This is a genomic window from Prauserella marina (assembly GCF_002240355.1).
Classification (GTDB): Bacteria; Actinomycetota; Actinomycetes; order Mycobacteriales; family Pseudonocardiaceae; genus Prauserella_A; species Prauserella_A marina.
Genome location: NZ_CP016353.1, coordinates 5138470 through 5161793, shown reverse-complemented (window position 1 = coordinate 5161793; position 23324 = coordinate 5138470). Strand labels below are relative to the sequence as shown.

19 protein-coding genes are annotated in these 23324 nt (G+C 68.3%); 8 read left to right on the top strand and 11 right to left on the bottom strand.

Annotated features, from left to right (window positions below; genetic code table 11):
• Positions 1-29 precede the first annotated feature (29 nt).
• The gene (locus tag BAY61_RS23670) at positions 30-941 is read left to right on the top strand and encodes a neutral zinc metallopeptidase (RefSeq protein WP_170140238.1); all 912 of its coding nucleotides are present in this window, start codon (positions 30-32) and stop codon (positions 939-941) included.
• 102 nt (positions 942-1043) lie between these two features.
• Positions 1044-1490 carry a CBS domain-containing protein gene (locus tag BAY61_RS23665; protein ID WP_091807887.1) on the top strand — a complete coding sequence of 149 codons (447 nt, stop codon included), beginning with the start codon at positions 1044-1046 and terminating at the stop codon, positions 1488-1490.
• Here the strand turns inward: BAY61_RS23665 and BAY61_RS23660 are convergent.
• Genes BAY61_RS23660 through BAY61_RS23650 form a run of 3 tightly spaced genes read right to left on the bottom strand, consistent with a single transcriptional unit; the run spans position 1464 to position 5069 of the window.
• Positions 1464-2534 carry a DUF2293 domain-containing protein gene (locus BAY61_RS23660; protein ID WP_091807885.1) on the bottom strand — a complete coding sequence of 357 codons (1071 nt, stop codon included), beginning with the start codon at positions 2532-2534 and terminating at the stop codon, positions 1464-1466. The genes BAY61_RS23665 and BAY61_RS23660 overlap by 27 nt on opposite strands.
• Before the next feature lie 20 nt (positions 2535-2554).
• Positions 2555-3466: a serine hydrolase gene (locus BAY61_RS23655; protein WP_091807883.1), complete on the bottom strand. Its 912-nt coding sequence runs from the start codon at positions 3464-3466 to the stop codon at positions 2555-2557.
• Between the two features lie 52 nt (positions 3467-3518).
• Complete coding sequence (locus BAY61_RS23650) at positions 3519-5069, bottom strand: DUF4139 domain-containing protein (protein WP_091807882.1); 1551 nt, start codon at positions 5067-5069, stop codon at positions 3519-3521.
• Positions 5070-5191: 122 nt separating this feature from the next.
• Between BAY61_RS23650 and BAY61_RS23645 the strand changes: the two genes are divergently transcribed.
• Positions 5192-7027: a Xaa-Pro dipeptidyl-peptidase gene (locus tag BAY61_RS23645; RefSeq protein WP_091807997.1), complete on the top strand. Its 1836-nt coding sequence runs from the start codon at positions 5192-5194 to the stop codon at positions 7025-7027.
• Positions 7028-7522: 495 nt separating this feature from the next.
• Positions 7523-8671 (top strand): DUF4192 domain-containing protein, encoded by a 1149-nt coding sequence (locus BAY61_RS23640; RefSeq protein WP_091807880.1) that lies wholly within the window; start codon positions 7523-7525, stop codon positions 8669-8671.
• Here BAY61_RS23640 and galE read toward each other — a convergent pair.
• The 3 genes from galE to BAY61_RS23620 all read right to left on the bottom strand — a co-directional run bounded on the left by galE (position 8637) and on the right by BAY61_RS23620 (position 12780).
• Complete coding sequence (gene galE / locus BAY61_RS23635; RefSeq protein WP_091807878.1) at positions 8637-9641, bottom strand: UDP-glucose 4-epimerase GalE; 1005 nt, start codon at positions 9639-9641, stop codon at positions 8637-8639. The genes BAY61_RS23640 and galE overlap by 35 nt on opposite strands.
• A 235-nt stretch (positions 9642-9876) precedes the next feature.
• The gene (galK, locus tag BAY61_RS23630) at positions 9877-11061 is read right to left on the bottom strand and encodes a galactokinase (RefSeq protein WP_091807995.1); all 1185 of its coding nucleotides are present in this window, start codon (positions 11059-11061) and stop codon (positions 9877-9879) included.
• A 1023-nt stretch (positions 11062-12084) separates the two neighbouring features.
• Positions 12085-12780 carry an iron-dependent transcriptional repressor DtxR gene (locus tag BAY61_RS23620; RefSeq protein WP_091807875.1) on the bottom strand — a complete coding sequence of 232 codons (696 nt, stop codon included), beginning with the start codon at positions 12778-12780 and terminating at the stop codon, positions 12085-12087.
• Positions 12781-12917: 137 nt separating this feature from the next.
• Between BAY61_RS23620 and BAY61_RS23615 the strand changes: the two genes are divergently transcribed.
• From BAY61_RS23615 to BAY61_RS23600, 4 genes are all read left to right on the top strand, one after another.
• Entirely contained in the window at positions 12918-13766 is an 849-nt protein-coding gene (locus BAY61_RS23615) for a sulfurtransferase (protein WP_091807993.1), read from the top strand.
• A gap of 10 nt (positions 13767-13776) precedes the next feature.
• Positions 13777-14946 (top strand): acetoin utilization protein AcuC, encoded by a 1170-nt coding sequence (locus BAY61_RS23610; RefSeq protein ID WP_091807874.1) that lies wholly within the window; start codon positions 13777-13779, stop codon positions 14944-14946.
• Positions 14947-14996: 50 nt separating this feature from the next.
• Positions 14997-17714, top strand: coding sequence for a bifunctional acetate--CoA ligase family protein/GNAT family N-acetyltransferase (locus BAY61_RS23605; RefSeq protein WP_091807872.1), 2718 nt, complete (start codon positions 14997-14999; stop codon positions 17712-17714).
• Positions 17715-17788: 74 nt separating this feature from the next.
• Complete coding sequence (locus BAY61_RS23600) at positions 17789-17932, top strand: hypothetical protein (RefSeq protein ID WP_170140239.1); 144 nt, start codon at positions 17789-17791, stop codon at positions 17930-17932.
• Positions 17933-17954: 22 nt separating this feature from the next.
• On the opposite strand, the gene BAY61_RS23595 is transcribed toward BAY61_RS23600, so the two are convergent.
• The 5 genes from BAY61_RS23595 to BAY61_RS23575 form a co-directional block, all read right to left on the bottom strand.
• Complete coding sequence (locus BAY61_RS23595; RefSeq protein WP_091807871.1) at positions 17955-18722, bottom strand: SDR family NAD(P)-dependent oxidoreductase; 768 nt, start codon at positions 18720-18722, stop codon at positions 17955-17957.
• Positions 18719-19594, bottom strand: coding sequence for an SMP-30/gluconolactonase/LRE family protein (locus BAY61_RS23590; RefSeq protein WP_091807869.1), 876 nt, complete (start codon positions 19592-19594; stop codon positions 18719-18721). Before BAY61_RS23590 ends, BAY61_RS23595 begins: the two co-directional genes overlap by 4 nt.
• A 112-nt stretch (positions 19595-19706) precedes the next feature.
• Complete coding sequence (locus BAY61_RS23585) at positions 19707-20876, bottom strand: hypothetical protein (RefSeq protein WP_091807868.1); 1170 nt, start codon at positions 20874-20876, stop codon at positions 19707-19709.
• 86 nt (positions 20877-20962) lie between these two features.
• Positions 20963-22048, bottom strand: a complete 1086-nt coding sequence (locus BAY61_RS23580) for an acyl-CoA dehydrogenase family protein (RefSeq protein ID WP_091807866.1) — start codon at positions 22046-22048, stop codon at positions 20963-20965.
• Between the two features lie 13 nt (positions 22049-22061).
• Positions 22062-23243, bottom strand: coding sequence for an acyl-CoA dehydrogenase family protein (locus BAY61_RS23575; protein WP_091807864.1), 1182 nt, complete (start codon positions 23241-23243; stop codon positions 22062-22064).
• Positions 23244-23324 lie beyond the last annotated feature (81 nt).

The following is a 23324-nucleotide window of genomic DNA, read 5'->3' as shown; positions in this document are numbered from 1 at the left end:
TTCACGGCCACGTTAGGCTGTCGTTCACTGTGGACGGAAACATCGATTCGGAGCCCGTGCGGAACTCGCCGTTCGCCATCCTCGGCGTACTGGCCGTCGTACTCGGGGTTGTCGCGGTCGTGGCGCTGGCAGGCCGCTCGACGAGGCCGGTGGTGACGGGAGTGGCGCAGCCGGCGCCGGACGCGCTCGCCGCCGTGCCGCAGAGCCCCGCGGCCAGTGCGCCGCCGAGGTTCGAGGAGTCCGGCACACCCTCGGTCGCGGCGGGCAGCGCGATACTCGCCGAAGGCATCGTCGTGTCACCCGTGACCTGCGAGCTGCCCGATTTCGGTCCTTCCGCTCAAGCACTGACCGGCTTCTACGAGAGCGCGCTGACCTGCTTGGGTGACACCTGGCGGCCGGTTCTGCTGGCAGCGGGGGCGGATTTCACCGACCCGGAGCTGGACATCGCCTCCGACGCGGCCAGCGCTTGCGGTCCCATGCCCGACGAGGACGAGGCAACGGCCTTCTACTGCGGTCTCGACGAGACCATCCACATGCCGAGGCAGCGGTTGTTCGACCACGTCGGCCCTTATCACGCCGCTCACCTGGCTGTGCTTGCCCACGAGTACGGGCATCACGTGCAGTACCTCGGCGGCATCCTCGACGCCGTCAACGAGGAGCTGGTCGGCGTCGAGGAGGGCGGTGCCGAGGAGTTGCGGCTCAACAGGAGGGTCGAACTACAGGCCAATTGCCTGGCCGGTATGGCGCTGGCCAGCTTTGCCGATCGCGGTTCGGTGCCGGAGGAACTGGCTCAGGCCGCGGTCGACGATTTCCGCAACTACCTCGACAGCGACACCCACGGCTCGATGGAGAACCAGGCCTACTGGGCGGACGTGGGGTATTCGGCGGTCGCGGTCGCGGAGTGTGACACGTTCACGGCACCGGTTTCGGCTGTCCGCTGAACGGCTCTGGCGCCCGAATTCGGCCCGGTTCGGGTTGTTTGACGTTCTCTCCCCGGCCACTAACCTGGTGTGAGTCGGATCACTATAGGCCGGAGGATTGTCATGCGGATTGCCGACCTGCTGCGTAGCAAGGGTTCGACGGTGGTCACCGTTGCCCCTGAGACCACGGTGACCGAACTTCTCGCGAGACTCGCCGAGTACAACGTCGGCGCGCTGGTGGTCGTGGGCGACGGGGGTGAGCTTGCCGGCATCGTGTCCGAACGGGATGTCGTGCGGCGGATCCACGAGCACGGGCCCGCGCTGCTGTCCCGCCCGGTGTCCGAGATCATGACGATGATCGTGGCGACCTGTGAGCCGACGGATTCGGTCGACCAGCTCAGTGCGGTGATGACCGAGCGCCGCATCAGGCATGTGCCCGTGCTCGTCGACGGCGGGCTCGGCGGGATCGTCAGCATCGGCGACGTGGTGAAGTCGCGGATGGATGAGCTGCAACTCAACCAGGAACAGCTTGAGGCCTACATTTCAGGCACGTTCCACAGCACCGGCTGATTCCCAGCGGCCGAGTACCTTCTCGATTCCGGCGCGGATGTCCTCGCGGGCTTTCGCGCGGGGTACTCCGGCCATGAGCAGCCGGTCGTAGTCGGTGTCGAGGTGCCTGACCGAGGCGACGACCGCCATGCGGATCGCGTTCTCGTCGAGTGCTCTTCCCTCGGCCGACCGGCCAACCCTTCCGCTGCCGCGCGTTCCGGCGTGCGCCGCGATAGCGCCCGCCCGCTCGCGGGGGCAGCCGGGGAACAGCCGGAGGATTTCGGTGGTGAACCGGTTCCGGAATTCGATGTCCTGGTGTGCGCGCCGTTCGGCGTCCCTTTCCCTGCGCCGTGCTCTGAGGTCCTCGTCGGCGAGGCACTGTTGCTCGGCGCGTTCCAGTGCGGCCTGTTCGACCAGTATTCCTTGCCGTTCGAACCGCTTGCGGCGACGGTTGAACCGGACCACGAGCACGGACAGGGTGCTTTCGGAGCGGGCCCTTCTGGAGAGCGCGGCGTTTCCGGCTGGCAGGAACGTGAGGTGGTCGAAGTCCGCGCAGGAAAGGCAGAGGGTGGTGCTCGCCTCGGTGAGCTGGAATTCGCCTTCGTCGAGCCGGCCACGGCATTCCGAGCAGGACCACGGCCCGTTCGCGGGGGAGACGGTCAAATCGGGTGCCTTGTTCTGTCTGGCGGTGAGCTGAGTGCGGCGTTTCTCGGTGAGCGCCGGTGAGAGCCAGTGGGTACGCAGCCGCGTTTCGACGTCCTCGCGCGCGGTCTCGGTGAAGCGGAGCTGGCCCGCGTCCCTTGTGCGGGAAAGGTAGCTGGTCTCGCTGGGGACGAGAGCTCGTTCCCGCGCCCAGTCCGTGAGGTGGTCGACGGCCTCCAGCAGCCGGTGCTCGTCGACGGGGAGCGCGGTGGCCAGGTGGGTGAGTTTCCCGCTTCGCCATTCCTCGGCGGCGGTGGCCCGCAGCCAGCCGAGGGCGCCGAACAGTTCGAAAGGGGCCACGTAATGCTGGCGTGCCAACGCTTTCTCCGCCGCGTCGGCGACCCGTTGCCTGAGCTTGCTCATCGAAGGGTGAGCCTAGCCGGTCAGCCTTCGGGTCCGGTCAGCGTCGGCGCGAGGACCGCGACGCCACGGGTGAGCGCGGTCGTCGCGGGATCGAAGGTGCTGGCGGCGGGGCCCTCGGTCAGCAGCGCGACCACGTACCGGCCTTCGGCGCCGATCATTCCGGTGGTGTTGAGCACGAGCCCGTTCCTGATGTGCATCCAGCCCTGTTTGACAGCCTTCTCGGCCCCGGGCAGCGCGTCCGGGATGCCGAAGTACTGGTCGAATCCGTCGATCGCGACGCGGGTGGCGTCCGCGAGCGCGCCGACGACGAAATCGCGTGCCGGGCCCGGCATCTCGGTGTCGATGAACTCGTAGACGCGGACGACGTCCCTTGGGCTCATCCTGGTCATCTCCCACTGGCCTGGCTGGGAGGGCGGGCTCGTGCCGCCGAGCCCGAGAAGCGCGCTCACCTCGTGGTTGATGTCGGTGGCGCCGTGGGCGCCCCACAACGCGGAGGCGACGGGGTCGGAGCTTCCGGAGAGCATCGCGGCGAGATCGGCCCTGTCCTGCCCTTCGGGCACCTGCCAGTTCGCCTCGTGTAGCACCGCGATCGCGATCAGCAGTTTCACCACGGAAGCCGTGTAAAAGGGTTCGTCGGCGTTCAGGCTGGTGATCGTGGTGTTCGTGAGGCGGTCGTGGACGGCGAGACCGACGCGGGTGCCGGGTGCGACTTCGGTGATGGCCGCCGCGACCTCCTGCGCGAGCGCGGCGTCGCCACGGGTCGTCGTCCGGCAGTCGACGGGCTTCACGGCATTCAGGGGTCCCGTCGAGGAGACAGCGGGGACGCGGTCGCCCGATCGCGCGACGGCACCGCCGTCGGTCGTGACACCGACGACCGTGGCCGCGAGCAAGCCCGAGGCCAGCAGACAGAGAGCGACCGTGCGACGGTTCACTCCCTCATCGAATCACTTGATCAGTGGGGTTCCGGTCAACACGAGGTAACCATTACTCCCGCCAATTTCCCACTTCGACGCCCTTGGCGGCGTCGACCCGGAACCCGAAGGAGATTTCTTCGCTGGTGCCGGGCGCGAGTTCGAGTCGCCAGCGCAATTCGCCCAGTTCGCCGGATTCGCCGTCGTCGACCGGGTCGGGTGTGGCGCGCACGTCGCGCACGACGATGTCGCCGTCGCGGGAGACGGGAATCTGGTCGAGCACGGTGACCGTGGCGGTTCGCCTGCCGTGGTTGCCGACGGTGATCCGGTACGCGGCTTCGCGCTTGCGGGTGCCGGACAGCGACGACTTGCCCGCGGTGCGTTTGACGAGTTCGCGTTTCACCCTGATCCGGTCGTCGACACCGAGCGCGAGTTCGACCTCCTCGCCGGGGGCCCACGGGGCGAGCCGGGTGGTGCCGACGAACTCTGTGCCGTGGAAGACGGAGGCTTTTCCGCGCGGCAGCGCGTGTTCGGAGCGGTTCGTCGCGACCGCCCTCAGGTAGACGCTGTCGTCGGCGACGGGTGCCGCGAGGTGGTCGAGAGTCACGCCGAGGCTCAGTTCGGCGAGGAGGCCGCGGTGTGCGCTGCCGTCGGAGGCGACGGCGACCGGCCGCGCGGGCCGGTAGGTCGCGGCGGCGGGTCCTTGCTCGACGGTCGCCGTCGCGTGCCGTACCGCGCCAGGCGCCTGTGGAAGGGCCGCGCCGTAGGGAGCGCTTTCGGCCGCCCGGCTCGCCGAGCGCGACGGAACCGGCCGGACCCGGTCCAGATACCAGGGCTGGAGATCAGGCACGGTGACGGTGTTGGCCGGACGCGCGGTCGAGAGGGCGAGGTCGCATTCCGGCCAGTCCTCGCCCGAGCGCTGGGTGATCATGCCGTGCCAGGTGAGTGCGAGTTCTCCTTCGGTCAACCGCACGTCGTATGCGGATTCCCAGCTCGCTGATGTGACCACATAGGACACTTCGATGTCGATGACGGCCGAGGGGTCATCGCGCGTCACCTCGATGAGCACGGTGGTCGTGTCGCCCGCTTCGGCAGCGCCGACTGCTTGGAGCGCTCGCTCGGCCGCCGCGAGTTCCTCGGTGAGCCGTTCGTGCCGTTCGGCGAGTGTCCTCCGTTCGGCGAGTACGGCCGTGAGCTGCCCGGTGAGCGCGTCGGCGACCTCGGTGACCCTGGCAGGCTGGGCCGTGCCGTTCGCAAGGCTCTTGGCGAACGCCGCTGCAGAACGTTCGGAAAGTTTCTCAAGCAGCCGGGCTCTCGCGCCGGTGACGGACAGTGCGTCGGTGGCCTCGTCGAGCGCGCCGCGCGCGGCCCGTCGTCTCGTGCGCAGTTCGCGCACGGTGGCACCGTCGGGTTCGGCTTCGCGGTCGACCCTGACCTCGACGCCCGCGATGGTGGCAGGGCCGTGCCCACCGACCCTGACGGAGTCGGCCAGCAGTTCCAGCGGGAGGCCGGTGACGGCCAGAAGGTCGCCCGTTCCTGGTGCGGCCGTGCCTTTGCGGGTGATCCGGGCTTGGTGAGGATAGACCGTGACCGCGACGATGGGCGCGTCGAGTGTGGTGGGCATGGGGCGAACGCTACGACATCGTCCGGCAGGGGTGAGCCGTCCAGCCGATTGACGATCCGGTATCGGTGTGCCCTCCCGGTTCTTTCGTCGGTTCGTGGCGCGGCTTCCTTGACATGGAAGGCATGCCTGGGAAAAGTCGAGCCGTTCTCTGCCGCCCGAGCCGCCTGGGGGTTCTCGTGAGATCAGCGCGTTTGCCGAGAATTGTCGTCGCAGCGCTGGGTGCGGTCGTCATCGCGGTGCCGCTGGCGCCGGCCGCGGCCGCGGAGCCACCTCAGGGGCCGGTGTTCGAGGATGGCCAGGCACAGCCGGTTTTCGATCCTCAGGACGTGGTGAGGGAGAGTCTGTGGGTCAGCGCGCCCGTCGACAGTGATCGTGACGGCGCCGACGACGAGGTGCACATCGAGATCGTGCGGCCGACGGCGACCGAACAGGGACTACGGGTGCCTGTCGTCTACCAGGCCAGCCCGTATTTCGCTGGCGGTAACCCGGTGGTTAACCACGACGTGGACGTCGAGTTGTACGTGCCGGGCAAGCCAGGCAAGCCGATGCCTCAGATTACGTGGCGGTACGAGGAGTACCTGCTCGCGCGTGGTTTCGCCGTCGTGTACGCCGAATCGCTCGGCAGCGGCCTTTCCACCGGCTGCCCGACGACGGGCGGGACGAACGAGACCGTGGGCGCTCGATCCGTCGTCGACTGGCTCAACGGCAGGGCTTCCGCTCGCGACGCGGACGGTGCTCCGGTTTCGGCGGACTGGACCACCGGAAAGACCGCCATGACGGGCGTTTCCTACAACGGAACGTTGCCCAACGCGGTCGCGAGCACCGGTGTCGAGGGACTTGAGACGATCGTGCCGATCGCGGCTATCTCGGACTGGTACGACTACTACCGGGAAAACGGTGCCGTCGTGGCTCCCGGCGGTTACCAGGGCGAGGACGCCGACGTTCTCGCCGAGTACGTCTACACGAGGGCGGACAAGGAGATCTGCAAGCCGGTCATCGAGGAGCTCGCCGCACGGCAGGACAGGGTCACCGGTGACTACAACGCCTTCTGGGACGAACGTAATTACCTCGACGACGCGGGCAAGGTGCGCGCCTCGGTGCTCGCCGTGCACGGGTTGAGCGACTGGAACGTCACCACCAGCCAGGTTGCCGCGTGGTACGAAGCGCTTGGCGAGCACGGTGTCGAACGCAAGATCTGGCTCCACCAGTCCGGCCACACAGACCCGTTGTCGTTGCGGAGGGACGAGTGGCTGGCGACGTTCAACAGGTGGATCTCGCACTATCTCTACGACGTCGACAACGGAGTGGAGCGGGAGCCGAGGGCCACGATCCAGCGTGAGGACGAGTCGTGGACGGAGGAAGCCGACTGGCCCGCGCCGGGAACGCGGGATGTCGACGTGCATCCCCGGCCCGGAGGGGCGGAGCGTGGCGGGCTCGACGTGAAGACCGCGCTCAGGGGAAAGCCCGTCGTCGAACGGCTCACGGACGACTCGGGCAAGACCGTAGAGGAGCTCGTCGATCTGGCGGCTTCGGGAAACCGGCTCGCCTACGCGACTCCCGCCGCGCGGCAACCGGTGCGGTTGAGCGGAACTCCGGTCGTGGACGTGCGGATCGCGGTTGACCGGCCCGCGGCCAACGTGACCGGGGTACTCGTCGATCGTGCCCCTGACGGCACGTCGCGGGTGATCACTCGTGGTTGGGCGGATCCGCAGAACCGCAAGGGCGACCATCGCACCGACCGGATCCGGCCCGGTGTTTCGTATGACCTCTCGTTCGGGTTGCAGCCTCAGGACTACGTGCTGGAACGGGGGCATGTACTGGAGTTCGTGTTGTTGTCGAGTGACCACGACTTCACGTTGCGGCCGAAACCGGGCACGGGGCTGGCGATGACGTTGAACAAGACCACGGTGTCGTTGCCGGTCGTCGGAGGAAAGGCGAGCCTGCGGGCCGCGTTCTGATTGCCGTTCCGGCGGGTTCGGTTGTATCCGATCCCGCATCGTTCTCGTTGCCCGCCGTGCCAGGACGCGCTACGAACGGCGCGCATCACGCCACACGAGAGAGCCCTGCGCCACGGAGGCACGGGTGGTAGTGCGTGCCGAGGAGTTCCGGCGAGGAATGGGTGGCGAGAACCTCCTCTAATCCGTCCTTTTCGGACTGATGTCGTGGTGTCGCGCCCCGCGAATGGGGCCTTCGCCGGTGACGCCGGACCACGGGTGGGTCCCGGTGTGGATGGATGGAGATCGTCGCGCACGCTGTTGCCGAGGCGTCGACGTCGAAGCGTTGTTCTATCGCAGAGGACGACTCGCCTGGCGGCGACCACGATATTCCACCCCACCGACACAAACCCACTATCAGCCCTGCCCTCATCGCACCCTGTCCACAACCCCCCACCTATCCACAGATTCCCCCTTCCCCACTTCCCTTCCCACCCCCACCAACCCATCGTTGACCCCATGACCACTTCCACACCCGCCCCGATCACCATCGACCTTCGCGGCCCAGGCGAATTGCTGGCCGCGACACCGCATCTGCTCGGATTCAGTCCGCAGGATTCGGTGTTGCTCATCGGCCACGGCGGTGACCGTGACCGCGTCGGTTCCGTACTGCGTGCCGATTTGCCGCCGCTCGGCGATGAACCCGGCCTCGCCGCGTCGCTTCGCTTGCCGTTGTTGCGTGGCGGGGTTTCCGCGGTCACGGTCGCCGTGGTCGGTCGCCATCCGGGGGAACAGGCCAACGGGCCGCCCCACCGCGCGCTTGTCGGTGAGCTGGCGGACCTGTTCGCTGCCGCCGATGTGCCTGTGCGGCATTCGGTGTGGGCATCGGAGATCGTGCGAGGCGCCCGCTGGCTGTGTTACGACGACGCGGGTTGTCACGGGGAAATACCCGATCCCGGGTCCTCGGCGTTGGCCGCCGCCACTGCCCATGCCGGACTGGTGACGTATCCGAGCAGACACGACATGGAAAGGGCGTTGCTGGAAGAGGCGAGCCCTGAGGTGCTAGGGCGGCGTTCGGCCTTGCTCGACGCCAGGGTCGACGAGCTCGCTGGCGTGGAAAGGGAGGATGCCGTCGCGGACGGGTTCCTCGTGGTGCGATCCGCGATCGACAGGGCGCTGCGGGGCGAGCTGAGGTTCACCGACCGGCAGGTCGTGGACATGGCGATGGCGCTGGCCATGGCTCCGGTGAGGGATGCGGCGCTGGCCATCGCGGTCCCCGCGGGGTCGACATTGGCCAGAGCGGCGGAACAGGTGTGGTTCGCGTTGATGCGCGAAACTCCGCTCCCCGAGCGGGCGCAGGCGGCGAGCCTGCTCGCCTACTCCGCCTATGTGCGAGGAGAAGGCCCGTTGGCGGGCATGGCGACGGCGGTGGCGAGAGATGCCGATCCTGGGCATGTGCTCGCGGGCTTGCTGGAGCAGGCGCTCGGTCACGCGATGCCGCCGCAACGCATGACCCGGCTGGCACGGGCCTGCGACGGCTCACCGTTGGGTGGTGCACCGCCGATGCGGTCTGGGGCGGGTGATCCCGCGCAGCCGCATTCTCAGGGTGCGGTTGACGAGGATCCGGATGCCGTCAGGCAGGGCCGGTCTGAGCGCGGTCCTGGGTGAACCGCCACGCGTCGGCGACGATGCCGGTGAGGTCGGTGCGTTCGGGTTTCCAGCCGAGCCGCTCGCGGGCCTGATCGCTGGCCGCGACCAGTACGGCGGGGTCGCCTGCCCTGCGCTGGCTGACCACGGCGGGGATCGGGTGTCCGGTGACGCTCCTGCACGCCTCGATCACTTGGCGCACGGAGAATCCCGTCCCGTTGCCGAGGTTGTAGATCTGGTGTTCGCCGGCGCGTGCGTGGTCGAGTGCGAGCAGGTGCGCGTCGGCGAGGTCGGCGACGTGGATGTAGTCACGGACGGCGGTGCCGTCGTCGGTGGGGTAGTCGTCGCCGTAGATCTGTACCTGTTCACGGGTTCCGCTCGCGACCTGGAGCACGAGCGGGATCAGGTGCGTTTCGGTGGCGTGCCGTTCGCCGAACTGGTCGTATGCGCCGGCGACGTTGAAGTACCTCAGGCTCACGGCGGCGAGTCCGTGCGCCATGGCGTAGCTGGTTATGGCGTGGTCGATCGCCAGTTTGGTGGCGCCGTAGGTGTTGGTCGGCTTGGTTGGCGCCGTTTCCGGGATGGGGCTGCTCTCGGGTTCGCCGTAGGTGGCGGCGGTGGATGAGAACACGAGCCGGGGGGTGCCGTGGCCGCGCATGGCATCGAGCAATCGGAGGGAGGTGACGACGTTGCCGCGCCAGTAGGTGCCTGGGTCTTGCATTGATTCGCCGACGAGGGATTTCGCGGCGAAGTGGAGTACGCCGTCGAATCCTTCCGCGAGGAGTGTTTCGGCGACCTCGGCGGCGTCGCCTTCGACGAAACGCGCGCCGTCGGGAATGGCGTCCGCGTGGCCGGTCGACAGATCGTCGACGACGGTGACGTCGTGTCCGGCTTCGATCAGCCGGGCCGCGCACACGCTGCCGACGTAGCCTGCACCGCCCGTGACGACCAGTTTCCTGGGTTTGTTCGGTGTCGCGGTGTCGGTGGTCATGTCCCTGGCCGGCCTTTCGTGAGCTGAGTTGTGACGAGGAGGTGATGCGTCAAGGCTTGTCGCCGTTGGGTCCGTGTTCGGTCCACCGGGGGTCTGTGCGGGCGCGTTGCGGCCCGCGATGCCTTGTGGTTGCTGTGTTTGCCTTGTCTGCCTCGGGTCCTCGTTCTGCTTTCCTGATGCTGGGTGGTCTCCGCAGTGTGCACCTCGGGGGATCGCGGTCGCGAGCCGGGGTTGATCAGGTGGTGTCTCTTCCCGCGCCGGCGGAAGGGACACCGGTGAACAGCCGGGGTCTGCGGAATCCGGCGTCGTCGAATGCCGCTGTGACGGCCTTTTCGACGGCCTGTTGCTCGTTGCTCGGCACGAGGGCGATGGCGGAGCCGCCGAATCCGCCTCCGGTCATCCTGGCGCCGAGCGCGCCCGCGGAGCGGGCGGTGTCGACCGCGAGGTCGAGTTCGGGGGTGGAGATCCGGTAGTCGTCGCGCATGCTCGTGTGCGAGGCGTCGAGTAGTGGGCCGATGTTCGCGATGTCGTCTTGTTTGAGCAGTGTGACGACGTCGAGTACGCGCGCGTTTTCGGTGACGACGTGCCGCACGAGCGGGGCGAGGTCCTCGGGCAGTGTGGTGAGTGCTTCCGGTAGCCCTTCGGGCGGAATGTCGCGGAGCGCGTCGATGCCGAGCAGCGCTGCGGCTTTCTCGGTGCCGCGGCGGCGGTCGCCGTAGCCGGATTCGCTGTGCGCGTGCTTGACCCTGGTATCGATCACGAGGATGCGAAGGCCCGCGCGTTCGAGGTCGAACGGCACCTGTTCGGCGGCTCCGGAGCGGACGTCGAGGAACAGCACGTTCCCGGCGACGCAGCACATCGAGGCGGTCTGGTCGAGTGCGCCGGTGGGGACGCCGACGAATTCGTTCTCCGCTCGCTGCGCGAGACGGGCGATGTGGGGCCGGTCGTGTTCGTCGGGTTCGGGATGGCCTGCCGCGCCGAGCAGCGCCAGCGTCACGGCGCATTCCAGCGCCGCGGAGGAGGAAAGGCCCGCGCCGGTGGGGACGTCGCCTGCGATGACGAGGTCGGCCCCCTTGTCGATGCCCTGGTCGCGCAGTGCCCAGGCGACGCCCGCGGGGTAGGCGGCCCAGCCGCTGGGTGAGCCGGGGTGCAGCGCCGCGATCTCGATGGGTTCCGCTTGCTGGATGCGGCCGTCCGATCCGAGGGTGGCCACCGAGAGCAGCGTGTCGGCTCGTGGCGCGACGGCGGCGGCAAGTCGATGTGGCAGCGCGAACGGCAGCACGTAGCCGTCGTTGTAGTCGGTGTGCTCGCCGATCAGATTCACTCTGCCGGGGGCTGACCACACTCCGTGTGGATCGTGGCCGTGAAGCGAGCGGAAAGCGGCGCTGGCGGCGTGCGCGGGCGAGCCTTTCGGTGGCAGCGGTCCTGGGGGTGTTGGCGGGGTGGCTGTTGGGGCAGCAGCTTTCGAAGAGGAAGAGGAAGAGGAAGGGGAAGGGGAAGGGGAGGGGGTGGGGGGACCCGGAGGTGTCGGTTCCGCACCGTAGGAGGGGGGCGGTGTTGGTGCGGCGCTCGCGGGTTCGCCTGCGACGGGTTCGGTCACAACTGGTTGCTTTCCTGGTCGGGGTTGCGCGGGGTGATTGGTGTCGACATGGCTGCCGTGGGCGGGGCCGTCACGGAAAGTGCCGCCACGCGCGGGGACGCCGATGGGGAGGGCGCGACGATTGACATCGAGGGAGGCCACGCCAGTACGGAAGTCTGCGAGGGAGCGGGGCCTGTGACGACACGGGAGGTGACGACGACACGGGAGGTGACGACGGCACGGGAGCTTGCGACGGCACGGGAGGTGACGAGGGCGCGGCTGCCGATGGTCGTGCTGCCGTTGGCCGTTCGGCTGACGATCGCCGTGTGGCCGATGTCCGCCTTGTGGCCGACGGCCACGTGTCAAGCCCGGCCAGCTGCTGCCCGGCGAGTCGTCGGCGCGGCCGCTGGGGTCCGGCCCGCCGTGGCTCAGCGGGTTGAGGCTCGGTGGGCCGATGCCTGGCCCGCTGGTGCTCGGCCAGTCGCGGCGTGATGAGCCGTTGTCCCGTCGGTTGGAACCCAGCGACCCATGGCGTTTCGGGCCGTTGGGCGGCCGACTGACATCCGGCCGGGTTCCACACGGCCTGTCGCCGGCCGGTTGCCTGCTGGTAGCCGGCCACCCTTGGCTCGGCAGGCCCGTGACCGGCCAGCCGTTGCCCGCTCTGCCGCCGCTCAGCTGATCGGCGCTCGATCGACCCGAGCCCGATCAACCCGAGCCCGATCAACCACCGCCTGATGGATCGCTCGCCGCGCAGACGTTGCCCGGTCACCGGGCACCGCGCGAGACAGGCCCGCGGAAGCCGGGCCACCGCGGGCCACCGTGAGACGCAGGTGTCCCTGTCGCCGTGGGCGGTGGCCGCAGCGGTCATCGAGCCTGCGCGAGTACCGCGTGCAGCACCGAGGCCGCGACGTGCGCCGAGCGGGTGTCGTCGGACACCTCGACGGTGGAACCGCCGCCGTTGATCTTGCCGATGTGCACGGTGTGCCCCGGCAGGATGCCGACCGACTTGAGTTCGGTCATGAGGCCCTCGTCGAGCTGCACGTGTTCCGCGATGCGCCGGATCTCGACCTTGCCGCCGCCGGACCTCGCGACCTCGTCGAGCCTGACCAGGTCGGACTCGGCGGGAGGAGCCGGCTCCCCTTCGCCGAGCTTGTCGAGGCCGGGGATGGGATTGCCGTACGGCGAGGTCGTGGGGTGATCGAGCAGCTTGACGAGCTTGCGCTCGACCGCTTCGCTCATCACGTGCTCCCACCGGCACGCCTCGTTGTGCACGTGCTCCCATTCGAGGCCGATGACGTCGACCAGCAGGCGCTCGGCGAGCCGATGCTTGCGCATCACCGCGACCGCCAGTTCCCGACCGTGGTCGGTGAGCTGTAGGTGCCGGTCGTCGGCGACGACGACAAGCCCGTCTCGTTCCATTCGCGCGACCGTTTGGCTTACGGTGGGGCCGCTCTGCTGTAGCCGCTCCGCGATGCGGGCGCGGAGCGGGACGACACCCTCTTCCTCAAGCTCGTAGATCGTGCGCAAGTACATCTCTGTGGTGTCGATGAGATCGTTCACGCCTGTCCCCTTTGTTCGCGTTGCTCATGGTAGTCGTTGGTCCTGACAGTTACGGCACGCGATCGGATAACGACTGCCCTTCGTGCCACATGCTGCCCACGCTGCGTGAACGGCGGCTTCCGGAGGAGGATGAGCGGATGCACCCCGTAATCAGCACGACCGACCTCGCCGCCTTGCTGGCCGGTGAGCCGTCCACGCTACCGACCGTGCTCGACGTCCGGTGGAGGCTGGGGGGACCCAGGGGAGCCGATTCCTATCGCGCCGGTCACCTGCCGGGCGCGGTGTTCGTCGATCTCGACACCGAGCTGGCAGGCCCGCCCGGCTCAGCCGGGAGGCATCCCCTTCCCGGATCGGCTGCTTTGCAGCGTGTGCTGAGGGCTGCGGGCGTGCGATCCGGCGGCACGGTCGTCGTTTACGACGACGGCGACGGTTCGGTCGCCGCTCGGGCTTGGTGGCTGTTGCGCTGGGCCGGTCACGAGGAGGTCGCCGTACTCGACGGCGGATACGCGGCGTGGCTGGAGGAGGGGTGGCGGATCGACACCGGCGTGCCCTCGCCCGAACTCGGCGACATCGTGGTGAAAGAGGGCGGGATGCCGGTGCTCGACGCCGACGCCGCCGAGGGGACGGCCCGCTCGGGTGTCCTGCTGGACGCGAGGGCACCACAGCGCTACCGAGGTGAGGTCGAGCCCGTCGACCCCCGGCCGGGACACATTCCCGGGGCCGTCAACGCTCCGTTCGCCGCGCACACCGGTGAGGACGGCCGGTGGCTGGCGCCGTCGGAGCTCGCCGCTCACTTCGCCGCCCTCGGCGTGACCGACGACGTGGCCGTCGGCGCCTACTGCGGCTCGGGGGTCACGGCCAGTTCGATCGTGCTCGCCCTCGCGCTCGCGGGACGGCCCGAACCGGCGCCGCTCTATCCGGGGTCGTGGTCGGAATGGTCGGCCGACCCCGGGCGACCCGCTGTCACCGGGGAAGAGCCCGGTTAGGCTCGGGGCCATGTCGTCATCCGCCGTGGTCTGGGACCCCGCACTGCTCGGTTACGACATGGGTGGCGATCACCCTTTCAATCCGGTCCGGCTGCGGCTGACCATCGAGCTGGCGACCGCGCTCGGCGTACTCGACGACGTGCCGTTGCTGGTTCCGGGACCGGCCAGCGACGAGCTGTACCGAGCGCACGCCCCCGGCTACATCGAGGCCGTCAAGGAAGCACCGATGGCGGGCTGGGACGTGGGTCACGGGCTCGGCACGGCCGACAACCCGATCTTCACCGGCATGCACGAGGCGGCTTCGCTCGTGGTCGGATCGACGTTGCTCGGTGCGCGCAGCATCGCCGAAGGCAAGGCGCGGCGCGCGGTGAGCATCGCGGGCGGCCTTCACCACGCGATGCGGGACCACGCTGCCGGCTTCTGCGTCTACAACGACGTGTCGGTGGCCATTTCCTGGTTGCTGGACAACGGTTTCGATCGCATCGCCTACGTCGACACGGACGTCCACCACGGCGACGGCGTGCAGGCCGCTTTCTACGGTGATCCGAGGGTGCTCACGGTGTCGTTGCACCAGCACCCGTTCACCCTGTTTCCCGGCACGGGCTACTCGGCGGAGATCGGGAAGGACGACGCGCAGGGCACCGCCGTCAACGTGCCACTGCCTCCGGGAACGAAGGACGCGGGCTGGTTGCGAGCCTTCCATGCCGTCGTGCCCTCGCTGCTGGCCGAGTTCCGGCCGCAGATACTGGTGAGCCAGTGCGGGGTCGACTCGCACGAGGAGGACCCGCTCGCCGATCTCTCGCTGTCGGTCGACGGTCACCGCACGATCTACGAGACGCTGCGCGGGCTCGCCGACCGGTTCGCCGACGGCAACTGGCTCGCCGTCGGCGGTGGCGGATACCAGTTGCTCAGGGTCGTGCCGAGGTCGTGGACGCACCTGCTGGCGACGGTGCTCGACAGGGATGTTCCGGCGCGGACCCCGCTGCCGTCGCGGTGGACGGACCTGGTGCGGGAACTGGCTCCGCACGCCGAGCTTCCGCAGGTGATGGGCGATGGCGGCGAGACAGGCTACGCGGCGTGGGGCGATGGCATCGACGATGCGGTGGACATCGCCATCAGAGACACTCGAAGGGCGGTCTTTCCGCTGCATGGCCTCGACCCCGACGATCCGAGGGACTGACCGACCGAGACGAGGGACAGCGTGATCACCACGAGCACCGGGACCCGGTCGTGAAGACGGGCGATTCCCAGCGGGACGGCGGTTCGGCGGGGACGGCGGACCCGTTCGACTATCCGCGCCAGTGGGAGGCCGACGTCGTGTTGTCCGACGGCGGGACGGTCCACCTTCGTCCTGTCGTGCCCAGTGACGCCGACGGGCTTGTCGCCATGCACGGCAGGCTGTCGGAACGCTCGCGGTATCTGCGGTATTTCGGTGCCTATCCCCGGATCCCGCCCCGCGACCTCGTTCGCTTTTCCACGGTCGATCACCACGACAGGGTCGCTTTCGTGGCCATGCTCGGCGACGACATCGTCGCGGTAGGCCGCTATGAACGGCTCGACCAGGAATCGGCGGAGGTGGCTTTCGTCGTCGACGACGCGCATCAGGGCCGGGGGCTCGGTTCGATCTTGCTTGAGCACCTTGCCGCGGCGGCTTCGGAGTCAGGGCTGCGCAGGTTCGTCGCCGAGGTGCTAGCCGAGAACTCCGCCATGATCAGGGTTTTTCGCGACGCCGGATACCAGGTGAGCAGAGACTTCGAGGAGGGAGTCGTCCACCTGGAATTCGACATCGATCCCACCGAGGAATCGCTCGCCGTCGCGAGGGCAAGGGAACAGGCCGCCGAGGCGCGTAGCGTCCACAATCTGCTGCATCCCCGCTCGGTCGCGGTCATCGGGGCATCGACCGACCCGATGAAGATCGGTTATGCCGTTCTCGGCAATCTGCTCTCCGCCGATTTCTCGGGGACGGTGTATCCGGTGAACCCGGAGCGGGCGGCGGTGCGCGGGGTGCGTGCCTACCCGTCCGTCGTGGACATTCCCGACCCCGTCGATCTCGCGATCGTCGCGGTTCCGGCAGAAAAGGTCGAGTCCGTATTGGACGGTGCGCTTGCCAAGGGGGTCAAGACACTCGTCATCGTCTCCGGCGGGTTCGCCGAGGCGGGACCACACGGCCAGCACGCCGAACTGCGTCTGGTGGGTGAGGCCAGAGCGCACGGGATGCGGGTGGTCGGTCCCAACGCGCTCGGCGTGCTCAACACCGATCCGGCCGTTCGCCTCAATGCCACCTTGGCGCCGAGGTTGCCGAAGCGGGGAAGGACCGGGTTCTTCTGCCAGTCCGGCGCACTGGGAATCGCGATCCTCGCCGATTCGGCTTCGAGGGGTCTGGGACTTTCGACGTTCGTATCGGCGGGAAACAGGGCCGACGTTTCCGGCAACGATCTGTTGCAGTATTGGGAAACCGATCCGGACACCGATGTGGTTCTGCTCTATCTGGAGTCGTTCGGTAATCCTCGCAAGTTCGCGCGGCTGGCCCGCAGGCTGGCGCGCAGCAAACCGATCGTCGCGGTGAAGTCGGGAAGGCACGCCGTGCGCCCCCAGCTCGCGGCGACGTCGACCGAGATCGACGAGTCGAGCGTTCAGGCGTTGTTCGAGCAGGCCGGTGTCGTCAGGGTCGATTCGCTCGCGCAGTTGTTCGACACGGCACTCGTGTTCGCGCACCAGCCGTTGCCCGCTGGGTCACGGATCGCGATCGTGGGCAACTCCAGTGCGATCGGCCTGCTCGCCGCGGATACCGCGCGAGCGCAGGGATTGCGGATCGGGATCGATCCGGTCGACATAGGGCCGCAGGCGGGGCCGGAGCAGTTCGCCGAAGCGGTCGGTGAGGCGCTGCGTTCGCCCGAGGTGGACGCGCTCGTCGCGGTTTTCGTTCCTCCGGTAGCCATTCCCGGGTCGGCGTATGCGCGCGCGTTGCGGGAATCCGTCGTCGCGATGGGCGACCGGCAGGACAAACCCATCGTGTCGACGTTCCTCGCGGCCGAGGGGGTGCCAGACGAACTGGCCGTCCTCGGAGACGACGGCGCCCCACGTTTCGGGTCGATCCCTTCCTATCCCAGTCCGGAACGCGCGGTGAACGCGCTGGCGCGGGCTGTCCGCTACGCCGCGTGGCGGCAGCGGCCGCAGGGTACGCTCGTGCGCCCGGCCGGTCTTCATCCCGAACGGGCGCAGGGCCTCGTGTCGCGACTGGCCGACGAGGGCGCCAACGTCGTGCTTTCCGACGACGAGGTGGTGGAGCTGTTGCGCTGCTACGGGATCGACGTCGTACCGTTCCGGGTCGTCTCCAGCGCCGCCGCGGCCGTGGCCGCGGCGGAGGAGCTGGGATATCCGGTCACGCTCAAAGCGTTCGACGAGACGTTGCGGGGCAGGCCCGATCTTGCCGGTGTGCGGCTGGATCTGACCTCGGAGGACTCGGTTCGCGTGAGCTACCGGGATCTGCGCGAGCTGTCTCAATTGGACAATGTGTACGTGCAACGCATGGCGCCAAAGGGATTGTCGTGTGTGATCGGCCTTCAGGACGATCCCTCGTTCGGTTCGCTCGTGTCGTTCGGGCTTTCCGGGGTGGTCAGTTCGTTGCTGGGGGATCAGGCTTTCCGGGCCGTTCCTCTCACCGACGTCGACGCGGCGACGCTGGTGCGCGAGCCGAAGACGGCGCCGCTGCTCACCGGTTACCGGGGTGACGAGCCCGCCGATCTCGCCGCCTTGCAGGACATGGTGATGCGGGTGGCGACGTTGGCCGAGGACAATCCCGAGGTGCGTTCGCTGGCGCTCGATCCGATTCTCGCGTCACCGGATGGCGCGTTCGTCACCAACGCGCGCGTGGTGCTGGGGCCGCCGCCGTCGCGGCCGGACTCGGGACCTCGCAGGCTGCGGCCCATCAATACTCCCGTGGACTGACCGGATTGACCGGCGGCGGTCAATGTGGGAAAACGACGGTGACGGCGAGTAAGAGCGCGATCACCGTGACAAGCATGGCTATGAGCCGGATGGGGCTCTCGCTGTCGACCCTGCCGGGTCTTCGTCTCGCGTTCATGTTCACCTCGGGTGTTCGCGTGCTCACCCCCATCATTTCGGTACTCGGTGACCCCCTGCGCACCGGTACCCACTCCGCGTGAAACTGTCGCGGGCCGGGGTCGGTCAGAGCAGCACCCAGCCGCCGTCGACGCACAGGGTCTGCCCGGTCATGAACGCGCTGCCGGGTCCGGCGAGGAAACTGACCACTCCGGCCACGTCCTCGGCCTTTCCCCTGCGCTGGAGCATCTGGTTGCCCAGTACGACCCGGCGGACCTCGTCCTGTTCGGGGAACGCCTCGATCTCCTCCTCGGTCTGGATCGCGCCGGGCATGACGCAGTTGACCCTGACGCCGCGCTCGCCCAGTTCTCTCGCGAGGGAGCGGGTGAAGCCGATGATGCCCGCCTTGGTCGTGGTGTAGTGGAGTGCGTTGGGGGCGCCGAGCTTGGCCTGCACGCTGCTGACCGTGACGATCGTGCCGGTGTCGGTCCCGTTGCCGCCGCCGAAGGCCCTGCGGCAGCACAGCAGCGCGCCTTTGAGGTTCACCGAGGTGATCCGGTCCCATTCGGACTCGGTGATGTCGTCCCAGTCGACTCGTCCCGTCGCCGCCGCGTTGAGCACCAGAGTCGTCACGGGGCCGAGTTGCCGCTCGCACTGCTCGAACATGTCGTCGACCTCGGCGCGATCGCTGATGTCGGCTGGGAAGACCTCGGCCGTTCCGCCGAGCCGGTGCACGCTCGCGGCGACCTCCTTCGCCGAGGCCAGCATGGTTTCGTCGGGATAGCAGTTGATGGCGACGGCCATTCCGTCCGCCGCCAGCCTGCGGGCCGTCGCGGCGCCGATGCCCCTCGACGCCCCGGTGACCAGCGCGACCTTGTTCGTCGTGCCCGTCATCGGAGTGCTCCGGCGAAGCGGTGGGGGTGCCGACCGCTGACGGGCGTGTCGACGGCGTAGAGCAGCCCTCCACCTTCCGGGCGCTCGTGGTTGGCCGTCGTGACGTAGAGCGTGCGCAGGTCAGGCCCGCCGAAGGCGCAGCTCGTGGTGCAGGGCGTGGGCACGTCGACGATCGCGGTGGTTTCGCCGGTTCGCGAGTCGAGCCGCCATACCTGGCCGGGGCCCCAGATCGCCAGCCACACGTCTCCGGCCTCGTCGACGGTGAGCCCATCGGGAAGGCCGATGCTCGCGGGGATTTCGGCGAGAATCCTCGGCTCGCCGAGGCCGCCGGAAACCAGGTCGAAGTCCCACGCCGTCACGGTGCCCGCCGTGCTGTCGGCGTGGTAGAGCACGGTGTTGTCGGGTGACCAGTCGAGCCCGTTGGACATGCTTAGTCCGCGCGCGTGGCTGGTGACCGAGGTGCCGTCGAACCGATACAGCTCACCTCGCCTGCTGTCGTCGCGCACGGCGGAGCCAGCCCAGCACCGGCCGAGCGCGTCGACGCCGCCGTCGTTCATGGCGACGTCCGGTTCGGTGATGCTGTCGGCGACCTGGTGTACCTCGCCGGTGTGCGGGCGGACCCAGCCGAATCCTGAGCCGGTGACGGCGAGGAGATTCGCGGAGTGTGACAGCTCGACGGCCGTGACGGTGGCCGAGAGGCCGACGGACGACGTGCTGCCGTCGAGGTGAAGGGTGTGCAGGTTTTTGCCGGCCACGTCGAGCCAGCGCAACCCCATGTCCTCGATCCACAGTGGGGACTCGCCCAGTTCGGACACGATGTCCGAGACCGGGACGGCGTCGAGCATGACGTTCGTTCGAGATACCGCACCCATGCCGCCTCACCGCAATCCGCCGGAGTTGACCCGTCATGCCTGACTTGCGCGCGCATTCCAAAACTCGCGTTTCATTGTAGCAAGTCGGCGAGCGCGGGTCACTCCGGCGGAATCAGAAACCTCCGGGGTTCATGGCGTAGACGAAGCGGTTGCCCGGGTACTCGGACAGTCCCCACAGCTGGTTGTCCTGGCTCCGGTACGAGAGATCCTCAGGCCCGGCGGGCTGGGCGTTCTGGTGCCGGTCGGGGCCGCTGGTCGCCGTGAACGTGTGTACATGCCCCCTGTTCGCCGATCCGGCGCTGGCCGAGACGAGGAACGTGCCTTCGATGGCCGTCGCGCCCTGCATGCTGGCGATGTCGACGCGATACGCCTCGGTGCCGTGCGTGTAACCGTCGGGGGATTCCTTGAACTTCCGGTCGGTGTGATCGATGGGATACCTGACGATTCGCGTTCCCGTGCCGTCGGCGTCGTATTCGGGGACGACGACACTGTCGGGTGTGCTCGTCCGGTCAAGCGACGCCGCCGAGTAGCGCAGTCTCGGCACCCCGTTCGTCGTGGACGAGGTGAAAGTTTGTGCCTGCGGAAGTACGTACCGGTAGTTGAACGCGTGGTAGGTGCCGTCGGACTGGCGGCCGATCTTCGACTCGTCGCCGGTCGTGACCTGCCAGAGGTGCCCGAGGTCGAAGGCCCGGAACCCGCCCCAGGTGTCGGCGACGTAAAGGTAGTGGCCGTAGCCGAAGATGCCGCCGGCGTGAACGGGAACGGGCCGGAAGTCGGGTTGCCCTGCCGAGTTGGTGTAAGGGTCGACGAGCAGCACGTGCCGGTACTCCGGTGAACCGGGGTTCTCGTAGTCCACAAAGGATACCCGGACACCTTTGCCGGTTCCCTCTCCGTTGTAGTACCAGCTCACGAACAGCGCGGTCCTGCCGTCGTAGGTGCCATTGCCATAGGAGTCGGCCGTGCTGCTGATGCCCTGCGGATACCAGTCGCCGGTCGTGTTGTCCCCGGACTGCCAGCAGAAGGCGGCGACCTGGTTGGCGGCACCGGGGTCGCAGCCCTCGGTCGTCCCGCCGCGGTTGGCGCTGTCGAGAACGGCGGGCACCGACGCGGTGGGCAGTATGCCGTCGAGCGTGGCGATGACGGGGTTGTAGGCGCCTTCCCGCAACCGGAAGTCGGCCGCGGTGATCTTGGTGGGCGCCGCCGATGCGGCCGGGATGGGCGCGGACACCACGAGACAAGTGACGAGCGCGAGGAGGACGGCTGACAATCGTCGGGTGCGCATCGGCTCAAGGTAGGACAAATCTCCCCTGATCCGGGAGTGGTTCGTGTGTTGTTCCCCGGTTTTTCCCCTTCGCTTTCCTTCTTTCGTCAGTGGGAGAGCAGATCGCCGAGCGTGCGAAGCTGCGCCGTGGCGCCGCCGAAGGTGAACTCGGCCCTTGTCGCCGCGACGTAGTAGCGGTGGAGTGGATGGTCGACGTCGATGCCGACGCCGCCGTGTACGTGCACGGCGGTGTGCGCGACCCTGTGCCCCGCCTCGGCGGCCCAGTACTTGGCCGTGGCGACGGCAGCCGCCGCGTTCGCCGGATCGGCTTCCAGTTGCCACGCCGCCTGCCACAGGGACAACCGCACCGCCTCGACGTCGAGGTGCGCGTCGGCGAGCCGGTGCCGTACCGCTTGAAAACCGCCGATGGGCTTGCCGAACTGGGTGCGTTCCCTCGCGTAGGCCGCGGTCAGTTCGACCGCCCTTTCCAGCACACCGAGTTGCCACGCGCACAATCCGGCGGTGGCCCTGAGCCGCAGCGTTCGAGCCGCGTCCCCGCCGAATACGGCGGCCGCTCTCGCATCTTCGGCGGTGACCATCGCGGCGTCGGCGTTGTCGACGGTCCGTTGCGGTGACACGGTCAGTTCTGCCTCCGCGTCGGCGAGGTCGACGAGAACGACTGCCTCCTGGCCGCTGTCCGTGCGCGCGAGCACCAGAAAACCGTCGGCGAACGCGCCGAAGGGCACGGCGGTCTGCGCGCCGGAAATCAGCCAGTTCTCCTGATCGCGGCGCACGGTCCACTCGGCCGGTGCTCCGGCGTCGGGCACGGCGGCCGCGATCACGGCCTCGCCACGCACGGCAGGCAGAATCCAGCGTTCGACCAGCATCGGGTCGGCATGCTCGGCGAGTACGGACGCGGCGACGGTAATGGTCGGCAGGTAAGGCACCGGCGCGACGGCCCTGCCCAGTTCGGTCAGGGTGGAGCACTGTTCGAGCAATCCGTAACCGCCGCCGCCCACCGCGTTCGGCAAAGCCGCGTCCAGCAACCCCGCCTTCGCCATGGCTGTCCACAGTGCACTGTCGTGACCGCCGGAACCGTGGGGTCCCAGTGTTTGCGGGGTCACAAGGTCGGTGACGATGTGCCTGGTGAGGCCCGCGAGTTCGTGTTGTGCCTCGGTGAACGAGAAATCCATGGAATTCCCTTCTTTAGCGGGTGACGGGAAGGCCGAGTGCGGTGGCGGCGACGATGTCACGCTGGATCTCGTTGGTGCCCCCGCCGAAGGTGAGGATCAGCGCCGAGCGCTGGGCGCGCTCGACCCTGCCCCGCAGCAGTGCGCCAGGTGAACCCTCACGCACGACCGCTCCCGCGCCGAGTACTTCCATCAGCAGGCGGTATGCCTCGATCGCGAATTCGGTTCCGAAGACCTTGGTCGCCGACGCGTCGGCTGGGGTGAGTTCGCTGTGGCTCGCCGCCCACGCGATCTTCCAGTTGCGCAGTTTCAGGTACTCCGCGCCCGCGTGCACTCTCGCGAGATGCGTGCGGACCCATTCGGCTTCGATGACCCTGCCGCCGTGGGGCGAGGTGGACTCGCGAGCCCATTCGAGGACCTCGGCCAGCGCGGACTGGATCGGTGCCGCCGAGGTGAGCGCGACGCGCTCGTGGTTGAGCTGGTTGGTGATGAGCGGCCAGCCCGCGTTCTCCTCGGCGATCCTCGCGTTCACCGGGACACGGACGCCGGAGTAGTAGGTCGCGCTCGTGCCGGGCCCCGCGACCGTGTTCACTTTCGTCCACGAGAAACCAGGCGCGGAGGTGGGCACGACGAGGATGCTGAGCCCCTTGTGCCGGGGTGCTTCGGGGTCGGTGCGCGCGGCGAGCCAGACGTAGTCGGCGTATTCGATGAGGCTCGTCCACATTTTCTGGCCTTCGATCACGTATTCGTCACCGTCTCTGTCCGCTCTCGTGCGCAGCGCCGCGAGATCGGTTCCCGCTTCCGGTTCGGAGTAGCCGATCGCGAAGTGCAGTTCGCCCCCGGCGATCCGGGGCAGGTAGAACGCCTTCTGGTCCTCGGTGCCGAACCGCATGATCGTCGGGCCGATGGTGTTGATCGTGAGGAAAGGGACGGGTACCCCGGCGACGGCCGCCTCGTCGGTGAAGATGAGCTGGTCGAGCATGGGGCGTTCCTGGCCGCCGTACTCCTTCGGCCAGCCGATCGCGAGCCAGCCGTCGCGGCCGAGATCGCGCACGATTTCCTTGTACGCCGCGCCATCGCCGTACTCGCCGCCCTCTCCGCGAAGACCGGCTCTGCGGTCCTCGGTCATGAGCTTCGCGAAGTACGTCCTGAGCTCGGAGCGCAGCTCCTCGTGCTCCGGTGTGTAGCCGATGCGCATCTCATCCTCCAGCTCGCGCGTTGGACGTGGTGCGGGTGCCGTCCTCGGCGCTAGTGTAGAACAAGTTCTAATTCTTGAGGA